We start from the raw sequence: 12,126 nt of genomic DNA on the forward strand, positions 1-12,126 counted from the left end.
GTGCATGGTGCACCTTTTCTACCGTCTTTTGGTGCGGTCTGTACCTTGTCCCCACGGGCGTCTCTTTCCATCCTTGTGCCAGTCCCCTCTCTCCACGGAGCCGCCCATGAGTACCCCGCCCACCCCCGCCTCTCCCGAACAGGTCGACGTGTTGATCATCGGCGCCGGCATTTCGGGAATTGGCGCGGCCTTCTATCTGCAGCGGGAACACCCCCAGAAGTCCTACGCCATCCTCGAGGCGCGGGGTGCGACCGGGGGCACCTGGGATCTCTTCCGGTATCCCGGCATCCGCTCCGATTCGGATCTGTACACGTTCGGGTACGCGTTCAGACCGTGGACGAGCGACAAGGTGATCGCCGACGCGGACAGCATCCTCGCCTACCTGCGCGAGACCGCAGCCGAGCATGGAATCGACCGCAAGGTCCGGCTCCACCACAAGGTACTCGGGGCGGCCTGGTCCAGCGAGGAGGCGCGCTGGGTCGTCGACGTCGAGCGCACCGACACAGGCGAGAGCCTGCGGCTCGCGTGCCGGTGGCTGTTCTGCGCGAGTGGTTACTACCGCTACGACCAGGGATTCACCCCCCGGTTCGAGGGCACCGAACGCTTCCAGGGAAGGCTCGTCCATCCTCAGCACTGGCCCGAGGACCTCGACTACACCGGCCAGCGGGTGGTCGTCATCGGTAGCGGCGCCACGGCCATGACCCTCGTGCCGGCGATGGCGGGGAAGGCGGCGCATGTGACGCTGCTGCAGCGCACTCCCACCTATGTGTTGTCCGTGCCCTCCGAGGACAGGCTCGCCGGGCTCCTGCGCAAGGTGCTACCCAAGGCATGGGCGCACGCGCTCCTGCGGCAGGCGAACATCGCCAAACAGCGAGCCATCTGGCGCTTGTGCCAGCGCTATCCGCGCCTGGCCCGGCGGCTCATCCGCGCCCTCAACGTGAAGCTGCTTCCGAAGGGCTATCCCGTCGACGAGCACTTCAACCCGCCCTACAACCCGTGGGAGCAGCGGCTGTGCGTGGTCCCGGACGAGGACCTGTTCAAGGCCATCCGCGACGGCCGCGCGTCCATGGTCACCGACCGCATCGAGACCTTCACCGAGCGCGGTCTCCAGCTGAAGTCGGGCCGGGAGCTCGAGGCCGACCTCATCATCACCGCCACCGGACTGAATCTCCTGCCGCTCGGCGGCATGACGCTGACGATTGATGGGGTGCCGGTGAACCTGCGTGACAAGGTGGCCTTCCGGGGCTTGATGCTCAGTGGCGTGCCGAACTTCGCGTTCACGGTCGGCTACACCAACTCGTCCTGGACGCTGAAGATTGGCCTGTTGTGCGAGCATTTCTGCCGGCTGCTCGGGTACATGGACGAGCGGGGCTACACCATCTGCCAGCCCGAGCTGGACGATCCGACGATGCCCACCCGGCCCTTGCTCGACTTCGCCGCCGGGTACGTGCAGCGCTCGGTCGACACGTTGCCGCGCCAGGGCGACCGCGCTCCGTGGTTGATGTCGATAGACTACCACTCGGATGTCCGGCTGCTGCGGAAGGCCTCATTGGAGGACCCGCACCTGAAGTTCTCCTCCCACATCCGCTCCGCCTCCGCGTCCATGCCGGACTCCCTGGAGGCGGCATGATTCGAGGAAAGGTCGCCGTGGTCACAGGGGCGGGTTCCGGTATTTGCCGCGCGCTCGCATTGGCGCTCGCCCGGCGCGTCGAGCAGGTGGCCGCGCAGCTGCAGCCCTGCTCAATGCGGCGGCGTCCCGGCCTCCTCGCTGAGGTCCTCCGGCGCGCGGCGGGGAGGCATCCAGCCCGACTCGTCCACCCACTCGAGCGCGTCCTTCAAATCGATGCGCTCGGTGATGCGGTCGATGGCGGCGGCCTGTTGCTCCACGCTTCTGCCTAGATTGAAGGGCACGGGCGGATTCACCCGCCAGGAGTTGCCCCTGGGCAACAACATCCGCGTCTGGGAGTCGACCGCTTCCAGATTGGCCTTGATGAAGGCGGACACGAGCGCGAGGGGATTCTTGCGATTCAGGAGCCACTTCGCATAGCCCCAACTCTCGTTGTCGCCCTTCATGTACGTCACCGGGTCCCCCGTACCGAGCGACAGCACGAGCAGGTTGTCCAGGGTCGTCACCTCGGCATGGATCGCCTGGGCGACGGCGGCCAGGGTGGGGTTGTTGGCGAACAGGCCGCCATCCACGTAGCCCTGGTAGACGGGGGAGAGGATGGGCATGGCGCTGGAGCGCAGCGCCAGGTCCACCAGGAGCTCCCCCATCTGCTCGGAGGAAGCGCCCGGCAGGTTGTGGAACACGCGGAGCCCCCAGGTGCGCAAGGCCTCGTTGGGGTTGTGATCGTCCAGTTGGAAGGCGGGGATGACCACGTGACGGTGCAGCTCGCCCAGCGTCTTGTCTCCGAGCACGCCAGTGAGCGCCCGGGCCATGGCCTGGTTGGGCGTCAGGGCCTTGCGCCCCACGAGCGCTCCGAGCGTGTTGCTGAGCGGGAGGGTGAACAGGTCCGGGGCGAACCACAGACGGAGGGCCGCATCCAGGCCCTCGGAGGAGCGGGAGGCCGCCGCAAGGATGAGCGCGCTGAGGGCGCCCGAGGACGTACCGGCCACCAGCTGCACCTCGTCGAGGAAGCCGGGGCGCTCCCGCTCGATGCGCCGCAGGATGCCAAGACTCACCAGCGTCCGCAGGCCGCCGCCATCCAGGCTGAGGATGCGGTACTTGCTCGGGATGGACGACATCCAACACCTTGCCGCCAAGGACACAGGTGTCTGTCCTTGGGAGAGCGTTTCAGCTCAACAAGGTGCAACCCGGGCATGGAAACGGCCACCCCCTCTCGAGCAGGTGGCCGCGCGGTTGCTGCGCCTGCTCAACTCGACGCTTCGGCCGCCTCGGTGGAAGCCGCCTGCGCGCGGCGCGAGCGGCGGGGGGGCATCCAGCCCGACGCATCCACCCACGCCAGCGTCTTCGACAGGTCGAAGCGCTTGACGATGCGATCCATGGTGGCGACCTGCTGATCCACGCTACCGCCCAGGTTGAAGGGCACGACGGGATCCACCCGCAGGGAGCTGCCCTTGGGCAGCAACATCTGCGTCTGGAATTCAATCGCCTCCACGTTGGCCTCGATGCTGGCGGCCACGAACGCCATGGGCTGCTTGGAGTCCAGCAACCACTTCGCATAGCCCCAGCTCTCGTTGTAGCCCTCCAGGTAGTCCACCGAGTCCCCCGTGCCCAGCGACAGCACGAGCACTTCGTGGATGTTCGCCACCTTGGAATAGAGCACCTGGGCGACGGCGGCCAGGGTGGGGTTGTTGGCGAACAGGCCGCCATCCGCGTAGCCCTGATACACCGGGGACACGATGGGCATGGCACTGGAGCGCATCGCCAGATCCACCAGGTAGTCCCCCATCTGCACGAAGGTGTCTCCCGGCAGGTTGTGGAAGACACGGGGGCGCCAGCCGCGCATATCCTCGTCCGGATTGCGGTCATCCAACTGGAAGGCGGGGATGACCACGTGGCGGTGCAGATCGCCCAGCGTCTTGTCTCCGAGCACGCCGGTGAGCGCCCGGGCCATGGCCTCGTTGGGAGTCAGGGCCTTCTGGCCGACGAGCGCTCCGAGCTGGTTGCCGAGCGGGATGGTGAACAGCCCTGGGGAGAACCACACGTTGCGAGCGATCGCCACGCCCTCGGAGGGGCTGCGCGCCGCCGCGAGGATGAGCGCACTGAGGGCACCCGCGGACGTACCAGCCAGCAGTTGCACATCATCGAGGAAGCCGGGACGCTCGTTCTCGATGCGCTGCAGGACGCCGAGGCTCAGCAGCGTCCGGATGCCGCCGCCATCCAGACTGATGATGCGGTACTTGCCATGCTGGACGCCCATCGCACCCGCCTCGGGGTGTTCATTCCGGGTCGAGCCGTTACCGTTGGCCGTCTTGCGCCGTGCCGTCTTCCTCGGTTTCGATCCGATGGCCATGGCTCACTCGTCTCCCTTGGCGGACGGCTCGCCCGCGGGCTCCTCGCGGATGGGTGGCACGCCCCGGAAGCGCTCCGTGGGCGAGCGAACCTGCTGTCCGGGCTTGGCCGGCGAGCCCGCCGCGACGGAGCGCAGAGCGGGCGGCGCGAACGAGCCATGCTGCCGCGCCTCGGCACTCGACACCTCCTGATCCACCACCTCCAGGGCGGCACGCAGCAGCTCGCGGTTGGCCCGCGCAACGCCCAACCGCAACGTATCGATCATCCGCATGTACCTGCCTAAGCCCTCCACGGGCGCCGCCTCGGCCACTGCCGAGGTACTGGCCGGAGCAACTGTCTGCACCTGTGTCGCGTCTCTGTAGTCCATGATGAGAACTCCCTAGAAACGAAGGTGAACCCTGACTGGCGGTGCATCAATCTACACGGATCGTCGAACGCAGCTACCGCTCGGTCGTCCTCCTGCCAATTTGATGAGAGTCGCGGGTCTCTAACATCAAAAGGATGACACTCCAGCGCCAGCCTCCGGCCATCTGGAGACTGAATCGAGTAGGTAGAAGCCCGCGAGATTCCCACCCACTGTCTCGTGCTCGACAAAGCCAGACTCCGGTGACACCTGTTGGGCTTTCGCCCACACGAGCAGACAGTCGATGATTGGGACGGCCCTTCTCCTGCCGCGGCACCGGCAGGTAGCGGACACATCTCGGAGTCAGGGCGGATCGCTCGCGGCGGCCTCCGAGAGAAGCCCCTGCCGGTAGAACCAGCCCAGGAGGGCGACCCCCTGCCGGAACGGCACCTGCCTCGCCCATGTGTCCGCGAGCTGCGGCATCGTCAATCCCTCACACATCGCCTCCACGAGCGGCGCCAGCTCGACTCCGTCCACATAGGCCACGGGCCTCGCGAGCCGGGGATGGCTCAGCGCCCGGCGCACCTCGATGACGTCCCCGACGATGCAGGGCGTGTCCACCAGGGATGCCTCGCTCGCCAGCCGCCAGCGCCGGTGCTGCAACTCGTCCCCCGCCACGGGCCGCACCTCTGGCGGCGCCAGCGTGGGAGGAGAAGGGAGGGCCCGGCGCTTCCAGAACGGCCGCTCCTCGTAGCCGTGCTGCTCCCGGTAGTACCCCGCGGCCCAGGCCGCGTGCTGCTCGACGGAGTAGCGCTGGTCGTCCGTGTAGAACCGCAGTGCGGCGTCCGCGCTGCCGGGCCGGACGAGCAACGTGTGCACGGCCACGGCGCCACTCAGGGCCGTCTGCAGCGCCTTCTGGACGCCCGAGGAGGAGAGCGGATCCAGGGAGAAGCTGGCCTCGCCCACCTTGATGAAGTCTTCCCCGATGGGCTCCGCGTCCCGGTAACAGGTCGCGTCGCAGGCGAGCGCGCCGCTGACCAGGCGTGGCGCCGTCCACGCGCCCAGCAGGCCCGAGCGGCCCAGCAGCTCGCGGTAGAAGGGCTCCAGCGTCCGCCGCCCGATGCCCCGCTCGCGCAGCGACTCGGGGTCCACGAAGGCCATGGCGTTGAAGGTGCCATCCGGCAGATGCGCGCCCCAGTACCAGGCGTCCGGTCCCGCCTCCACGCGGGTCTCCGGACCGTGAGGTATCTCCCCTCGCCAATAGCCATACAGCGCCAGGGTCCGCGTGGAGACGGGCACCTTCCGGCCGCCCAGGCACGACGCCCTCCCGCTCGCGTCCGCGAGGAACCGTGCCGACACGAGGACCCACCGCCCCTCGTGGAGCACCCGTAACTCCCAGCCGTCCGCCTTCCGCTCCGGACGCCGCGCCACGGCTGGCTGGAGCACCTTCACGCCCGCCGAGGCCGCAGCGCCCAGCAGCAGCGCATCGAAGCGCCCCCGGTCCACGAGCACCCCGGGCTCTCTCGCGGGAGCGCGCACACGGCGCCCGGTGGCGTCTTCCCAGCGCACCAACGCCTCTCGCGCGGGAAGGAAGCCCGCCTGCCGCACCATCTCCCCCACTCCGAGCGCGTCGAGCAGCGGCCACACGCCCGGCGTCAACGACTCGCCCACGTGGGGCCGGGGGAAGGCATGGCGCTCCACGAGGCACACCGCATGGCCGAGCCGCGCCAGCCGCAGGGCGAGCGCGGCCCCCGACGGCCCTCCGCCAATGACGCAGACTTCCGTCTCGAGCCGTTCCTCCACCCGCTCACCCGGCTGCGGGGGCCAGACCGAAGTAGTCCGGCCGGGCCTGGGAGAGCCGGCTGTAGGCCTCCAGGCAATAGTGCAGCCAGCCCCGGATGTAGTCGCAGGCCGGACGCCCTCGCTGGATGACCTCGTGGTGGCAACCCCCACTGCACATGTACCGCGCCCAGCACGAGCGGCACGGCTCCTGGCGGTGTACGTGGCGCTCCGTGAGCCAGCGCGCCTGCCGCTCCCGGTCCACCCCCGTGCGCAGGTCGCCCATGGCCCCCTCCTCATCGCCCACGAAGCGGTGGCACGCGGCCAGCTCGCCGCTGGCGGAGACGCCGAGGTAGCCCGCGCCAGCCCCGCAGGGATAGGGACGGTGCGTGCCCTTGTGGAGCTCGCGCATGGCGTTGACCATGTTGGAGAACGGGTAGCGCTGGCCAGCGATGAGCCGCCGCTCGAACTCCCGCCCACAGTCCACCATCTGCTCGAGCATGAGCTCCAGCTCGGCGGACCCCAGCTCATCACGCCCCGTGGGAGAGCTGAGCATGGGCGAGAAGCCGACGCTGTGAAAGCCCAGGCCCACGAAGGCATCCAGGGTCTCGCGCAGCTCCAGGTTCTGCGGCGTGACGGTGACGCGCGCGGAGACCTGCATCCGCCGCTGGCGGGCCAGCAGTGGCGCCACGTTCTCCATCACCCGAGCGAAGCTGCCCTGGCCTCCCTTGAAGGCGCGCAGCCGGTCATGCACCTCCTGGCGTCCATCCAGGCTCACCGTCACCGCGAAGCCGTGCTCCTCCAGGAAGCTGGCGTCGTCGGCATTCAGCAGTGTGCCGTTGGTGGTGAGCGAGAGCGTGAGCGAGACCCCCTTCTCCCGAGCCCGCTCCACGGCCCGCTCCGTCGCGGCCCGGATGACGGCACGGTTGAAGAGGGGCTCGCCTCCGAGGAACGAGAGGTTCACCCGCTCGCCCCGGCCCACGTCGCGCAGCAGCAGCTCCACCGAGTCCAGCGCCGTCTGGAGCGGCATGTTGCGCGCCGGGCCGCCGAAGTCCCCCTGCTGGGCGTAGCAGTACGTGCACCCGAGGTTGCACTTCTGCGCCACCGCCAACGAGAGCGCCCGCACCGGCGGAGACTCCACCGGCTGGTCGTCGATGAAGGGTGCATCGGAGACACCCAGCTCCTCCAGCAGCCGCTGGACGGCCCCTCCATCTCGGACCAGACGCGCACGGTCCAGGGCCTCGGAAACCTCGGCGTCCACGTCGAAGAGCCGGCTTCCGTTCACCACCAGCAGATGCCGTCCCAGCTCCGTCTGGAAGAGGTGCACGTCCGGCACGTGGGGCGCGGACAGCGCGAACAGCCGCCGCGCCTGGGACGAGGCTGGAGGACCGCCGAGCACCTCACTCGGGCTGCTCATCCGTGCGCGCTCGCTCTCTCCCCTCCGGGGGCGCTCCGTCCGCATCCCTTCCCTCCACCTGGAAGTGCAGGGACTCCTCCCAGTGACGGAACAGGTCGTCATACGAGACGAGCCGCGTGTCCACGCGGTTGTCCAGCACGTACTGCTGGGGTGCCTCGGGGCTCCGGTTCTTCTGGAGCCAGTTGATGCCAATGCTGGTGCCCTGGGGCCCCTGCTCCACGTGCACGTAGTCCGGGCGACTCGCGGCCCAGTAGTAGCAGGCGCACTCGCGGTAGTCGTTCTGCCACGGCGAGCACAGGCCCTGGGTCAACTCACCCGGCTCGGCCATCTCCTCGGCGATGACGGCCAACTGGCCCTGCTCGCCCCGAGCGAAGAAGGGGCGGATCTCCAGGTCCACCGCGAGCAGTTGCTTCTTGTCCTTGGGGATCGCCGCCGGCAGGGGGGACTCCTCCTGGGTGAACTCGCAGCGGACCTTCTTGCCCGCCTTGGCGTGCAGCACCTCGGCCAGGACGTTGGACCACTCCATGAAGGTGACGCCCGCGGGGTTGGCCGGCGTGACGAGATGGGAGGGATCGGCTCCAGGGCGCTGGGGTCCCATGACGGGCACGACGAGCGGATGGCCATCCACGCGCAGCAGCCGGTGGTGGAGCAGGTGCTCGAAACCGCGGTCTGTCTTCAGCACGTAGTTGTCCGCTTCGTGCATCTCGATGCCGACGAAGATGCGGCGCCACACATTGCGGAAGTCGAACTCCAACCCGGGGAAGCAGTTGGAGATGGCGGACGAAGGCAGCGAGCCGGGAGGGTTGCCCGCGGCCCGGTAGTGGAGCTGCGCGGACAGGTTCTTCGGATCCAGCTTCTTCATTCCTTCTCTCCCCCGCTCTTGCCTGGCACGGGCTGCTGGAACAACGCCTTGCGCGCGGCCTTCTCGATGATGTCCACCTGCCGGCGAGTGAGCGTCAGGGCGCGCCCGTCCGCCCCGCGCATCAGCGCTGGCATCTTCCGGCGCCCCTTGTTGCTCAGGTCCCCCACCTCGTCATGACGCCGCAGCACGTCCGAGAACCAGGGTGCCGCCCCGCTGCGCAGCGCCGTGAAGACATTCTGGTGCAGGGCACGGATGGTCAGGTTGTCCACCAGCGACGGGGCCATGATGGGCTCGAAGAGACGACCGGTGTCCGCGGTGTCCTGCCGCACCATGGTGCTGGCCACATCCACCTGGCCGTTCACCGTGTTGCCATTCATCACCGCGGTGTTCATCAGCCGGACGGTCTCGAAGGCGCGCCGGACGATGTCCTCGGCCGCCTCGAGCGAGGCATCGCGTGCGCTCGCCACCGGGCCGTGGAGCGCCTGGTCCAGATCATCGGCCACCGTGCGCACCGGGAAGCTGTCCGGCGCGAAGGCGGGCGGCCCCGCACCGATGCGGGCAAAGGCCTTCAGCGGCTCGGCCGCGCCCTTGAGCTTGAGCTGGACGTGGACGAGACCGTCGCACTCGTCGTCGATGTACCCTCGGCTCACCCAGTCGTTGCCCTTCTGATAGCCGGCGTAGATCTGCGCGGGCATGGTCAACTGAGGGGCGGCGCTCTCGGCGTAACCCAGCCACTTGCCCTTCGGGTTGTAGATGACCTCCGCGATGTTCTCGTCCGGAATGGGCTTGCCGTCCGGCCCTGGCGTCTCCTCGCTGGCGCCGTACACCTTGCCGTGCGCGGGGGTGAAGCGCAGGCGGATCTCCGGGAAGTCCTCCGTGGGCCGGATGTAGCGCACCGAGCCCAGCGGCAGCACCTTGCCGGGCAGGAAGTTGCGGCACTTGCCCTCCAGCGGGTGGACCTCGTGGTCGGAGAAGCGCCCGGTGCTCGCGAGGATCTTGTCCTTCTCGTCCCCGGTGCGCCGGTAGGGCTTGATGTTGCCCACGCGCACCTCCCACTTCACATCCGAGGGCTTCAGCCCGTTCTCCGCGAGCAGCTCCAGGGTGAGTGGCACCAGGCTGTCCGCCGAGGTGACCGCCCACACCTCGAGGAACGGAGCCACGGGCCGGATGTGGCCCTCGGGCGACTTGAAGCGAACCTCCTCGGGCAGGAACGCCTCGGAGATGGCACCTGAAGCCGGGTCCACCCGGAAGGTGGGGGCCGGCCGGATGCGCCGGAACCCGAGCGGCTCATCGGGAGGCACCTCCACCTCGTAGTTATCGAGCGGGTCCTCGGCCGAGCCGAGACGCGCGATGGCCAGGGGGGGCAGGATTCGCAGTTCCTTGATGGTCACGCCAGGTCCTCCGGTGGAGCGGAGCGGGTGCGGCTCAAGACTTCGGGATCATCCGACGGACGCTCGCCAGCGCCTCCTCATCCATCGCCTCCAGGGCCTGGAGGTAGTCGGTGTGCCGCTCCGGGTAGCGATTGCGCAGGCTCTGGGTGAGGTCACGGGCCGCCACCAGCAGGTCGCGGTGGAGCCGCCAACGGTCCACCTCCGAGTCCGGCAGTTCCAGCGAGTAGGGCATCTCGAACGGAGGTGCCGCCACCGCGCCGGATCCGGACTCGTCCAGCGGGAGCTGCACGAGGATGTTGGAGATGGAGCGCACGTTGTACATCTCACCGAAGGTGCGGTTGATGAGGAGCCCGCGCGGGGTGAGCGCGTCCCCCTGCCCCGTGGCTCCGGCGAGCTGGTAGGCGTGCGAGAGGTTCACCAGCAGCATCCGGTAGCGGAGGTTGAACAGGTGCGCCCAGGTGACGGACTCCGGATGGGAGATGGTCACGCTCTCGGGCACGGCCGCCGCCCGGGCCTTGCCCAGGGTAGCGCGCACCACCCGGCTGGCGTTCAGGTTGAGCTCTGTCTTGGGGTTGGTGGGGACCGGCCGCGTGGGCGTCCACTCGCCCTCCGGATACTCCCGGTAGATCTCCAGGAAGCGGCGGAAGTGGGACTTCTCTTCCAGGTCCTGGTCATAGAAGCGAGCCTCACCCTGCTTGCCGACAGCCGCCAGGGCCTCGACGGCCGCGTCCCGGGTGCTCACCGGCTGGACGATGACATCGGGCGTGGCCTGGCGGGGCGAAGCGGTGGCCTGTCCCCGAGCGCCACGCACGTAGCCGCGTCCCCACTCGTCCCAGGAGGCCTGGAACGTCGTCGTGGCGGCCTGGAAGTCCGAGTCCTTCAGGTACTCGGGATGGGCGAGCACCTTCTGCATCCGGTCGTACAGCTCACCCACGCGATGCAGGGCCTGCTGCCCGGAGGAGCCCTTCGCCGCGCGCTTCTTGATTTCACGCGCCTCCTCGGTGTCCCAGCCCGCGGGCATCTCCGCGAAGATGTAACGGGCCAGCGAGTCCTTCGTCAGCGGCTCCAGGGTGAACTCGAAGGGGTAGAACTCACTGCCCCAGGGGTAGTCCTCGCGGTCGAGGTTCAGCGGCCCCCCGATGAGCCGCAGCACGTTCTGCACGGTGATGAGGTGCCCCATCTCCTCCTTGGCGATGCCCAGCACCACCTCCTGCCAGTGCCGCACCCGCTCCCGGTGCTTCTGCGGCACCTGCGGTCCGCCCAGCGAATAGGCGGCGTACAGGTATTGCACCATCAGGGCATGCTCGACCTCCGCAGCGATGTGGAGCAGGAGGACGGCGTAGTCATGCCAGGAGAACTCGGGGGGGAGCACCGGCTCGGTGCGAATCAGGGGCTTCACGCCCCGGGCCTCCACCGCCAGGGTGCGAAGCACCGCCGGGGCGGGCTCGAATCGCAGAATCGAGCTCAGGTGCCTGCTCATCCGTAAACGCATGTCCCCTCCGAGACGTCGTGGATGCAGCGCACGCACCAGACCATCCACCTCCGGGAAAGAACAATCCTTGCCGCGAGAATCACTCACACGCGGCCGCGTTGTTGTTCATCTTCCGACAGCTATGGGTAGCGCCCCAGAGAGCGGGCTGCATCCACGGGCTCCGCGGGACGGGCCGCCGCGAGCAGCTCCCTCCGACGGCGCAGCGGCTCCTTCACGGGATCCCACGTGCCACACAGCCAGGGCAGCAGCTCGTCCTGGATGACCTTCCTCACCTCCCGCACGGCCTGCTCCGGGGAGAGCGGAGGCGAAGAGTCCTCGCTGTAGCCCAAGGCAAAGGTGATGACAGACATTCCGGAGAGCGCCCGGCACATGGCGTGGAGACAAGTGCCCAGGTAGCCGCCCTCCATGCGTCGAGGCTCGCTCTCCGGGTTCCACTCCCCTGGCGGCTCCTCGGAGGTGACACACTTCGTGGCGTAGGTGACGGCCCAGGAGGCCGAGAACGCATCCGGAGAACAGAACTGGCTGGGAACGTTGTTGCCCAGTCTCACCGCCCGCCGAGCGCTCTCCTCACCGGGCTCGCATACCCACTCCTCCAGGGCGATGAGACCGCTCCGAGGCCCCTCGTCCGTCGGGTACTGGTCGTCCCAGAGTCCCACCACGCGGCGCGCGGCGGCCAGCGCCATACGGACACACAGCTCGCGTCCAAACGGCAGGGGTCGCGGTAGGGACGGCCCTTCACCGTTTCCGGCTGAGGCCGCCCCCCGCACAGATCCCAGCGAGCGGAGTTACCGCACTGGGCTCCCACCTCGGGTCTTGGCGTAGAATCGCTCGTCGGGCCAGGGATGCTGGGTCTTCGCGGACGGTAG

General features: G+C 68.6%; 10 protein-coding genes. 1 reads left to right on the forward strand and 9 read right to left on the reverse strand.

What is annotated here, in order from left to right:
• The first annotated feature begins 106 nt into the window (after window positions 1–106).
• Entirely contained in the window at window positions 107–1,630 is a 1,524-nt protein-coding gene (locus DAT35_RS08835; RefSeq protein WP_108066502.1) for an NAD(P)/FAD-dependent oxidoreductase, read from the forward strand.
• A 110-nt stretch (window positions 1,631–1,740) separates the two neighbouring features.
• Here the strand turns inward: DAT35_RS08835 and DAT35_RS08845 are convergent, their stop codons facing one another.
• From DAT35_RS08845 to DAT35_RS08885, 9 genes are all read right to left on the reverse strand, one after another.
• Complete coding sequence (locus DAT35_RS08845; protein WP_108066503.1) at window positions 1,741–2,745, reverse strand: patatin-like phospholipase family protein; 1,005 nt, start codon at window positions 2,743–2,745, stop codon at window positions 1,741–1,743.
• A gap of 128 nt (window positions 2,746–2,873) precedes the next feature.
• Window positions 2,874–3,977 carry a patatin-like phospholipase family protein gene (locus DAT35_RS08850; protein ID WP_108066504.1) on the reverse strand — a complete coding sequence of 368 codons (1,104 nt, stop codon included), beginning with the start codon at window positions 3,975–3,977 and terminating at the stop codon, window positions 2,874–2,876.
• Window positions 3,978–3,980: 3 nt separating this feature from the next.
• The gene (locus DAT35_RS08855) at window positions 3,981–4,343 is read right to left on the reverse strand and encodes a hypothetical protein (protein ID WP_146209643.1); all 363 of its coding nucleotides are present in this window, start codon (window positions 4,341–4,343) and stop codon (window positions 3,981–3,983) included.
• 339 nt (window positions 4,344–4,682) lie between these two features.
• A complete protein-coding gene (locus DAT35_RS08860) occupies window positions 4,683–6,122 on the reverse strand; it encodes an NAD(P)/FAD-dependent oxidoreductase (RefSeq protein WP_158501619.1) in 1,440 nt (479 codons plus the stop codon).
• A 4-nt stretch (window positions 6,123–6,126) separates the two neighbouring features.
• Window positions 6,127–7,515 (reverse strand): radical SAM protein, encoded by a 1,389-nt coding sequence (locus DAT35_RS08865; RefSeq protein WP_108067196.1) that lies wholly within the window; start codon window positions 7,513–7,515, stop codon window positions 6,127–6,129.
• On the reverse strand, window positions 7,499–8,377 hold the full coding sequence (locus DAT35_RS08870) for a hypothetical protein (RefSeq protein WP_108066507.1): 879 nt from the start codon (window positions 8,375–8,377) through the stop codon (window positions 7,499–7,501). Before DAT35_RS08870 ends, DAT35_RS08865 begins: the two co-directional genes overlap by 17 nt.
• Window positions 8,374–9,768, reverse strand: a complete 1,395-nt coding sequence (locus DAT35_RS08875) for a hypothetical protein (protein WP_108066508.1) — start codon at window positions 9,766–9,768, stop codon at window positions 8,374–8,376. Before DAT35_RS08875 ends, DAT35_RS08870 begins: the two co-directional genes overlap by 4 nt.
• Window positions 9,769–9,802: 34 nt before the next feature.
• The gene (locus DAT35_RS08880; RefSeq protein ID WP_108066509.1) at window positions 9,803–11,260 is read right to left on the reverse strand and encodes a ferritin-like domain-containing protein; all 1,458 of its coding nucleotides are present in this window, start codon (window positions 11,258–11,260) and stop codon (window positions 9,803–9,805) included.
• Window positions 11,261–11,379: 119 nt separating this feature from the next.
• Window positions 11,380–11,943, reverse strand: coding sequence for a hypothetical protein (locus DAT35_RS08885; RefSeq protein ID WP_108066510.1), 564 nt, complete (start codon window positions 11,941–11,943; stop codon window positions 11,380–11,382).
• Between the last annotated feature and the right edge of the window lie 183 nt (window positions 11,944–12,126).

This window comes from Vitiosangium sp. GDMCC 1.1324 (assembly GCF_003044305.1).
Classification (GTDB): domain Bacteria; phylum Myxococcota; class Myxococcia; order Myxococcales; family Myxococcaceae; genus Archangium.

Excerpts from the sequence above, each read along its gene's own strand:
- DAT35_RS08845 (WP_108066503.1), bottom strand. The coding sequence starts at position 2,745 with ATGTCGTCCATCCCGAGCAAGTACCGCATCCTCAGCCTGGATGGCGGC.
- DAT35_RS08885 (WP_108066510.1), bottom strand. The coding sequence starts at position 11,943 with ATGGCGCTGGCCGCCGCGCGCCGCGTGGTGGGACTCTGGGACGACCAG.
- DAT35_RS08865 (WP_108067196.1), bottom strand. The coding sequence starts at position 7,515 with ATGAGCAGCCCGAGTGAGGTGCTCGGCGGTCCTCCAGCCTCGTCCCAG.
- DAT35_RS08850 (WP_108066504.1), bottom strand. The coding sequence starts at position 3,977 with ATGGCCATCGGATCGAAACCGAGGAAGACGGCACGGCGCAAGACGGCC.
- DAT35_RS08880 (WP_108066509.1), bottom strand. The coding sequence starts at position 11,260 with ATGCGTTTACGGATGAGCAGGCACCTGAGCTCGATTCTGCGATTCGAG.
- DAT35_RS08835 (WP_108066502.1), top strand. The coding sequence starts at position 107 with ATGAGTACCCCGCCCACCCCCGCCTCTCCCGAACAGGTCGACGTGTTG.
- DAT35_RS08870 (WP_108066507.1), bottom strand. The coding sequence starts at position 8,377 with ATGAAGAAGCTGGATCCGAAGAACCTGTCCGCGCAGCTCCACTACCGG.
- DAT35_RS08855 (WP_146209643.1), bottom strand. The coding sequence starts at position 4,343 with ATGGACTACAGAGACGCGACACAGGTGCAGACAGTTGCTCCGGCCAGT.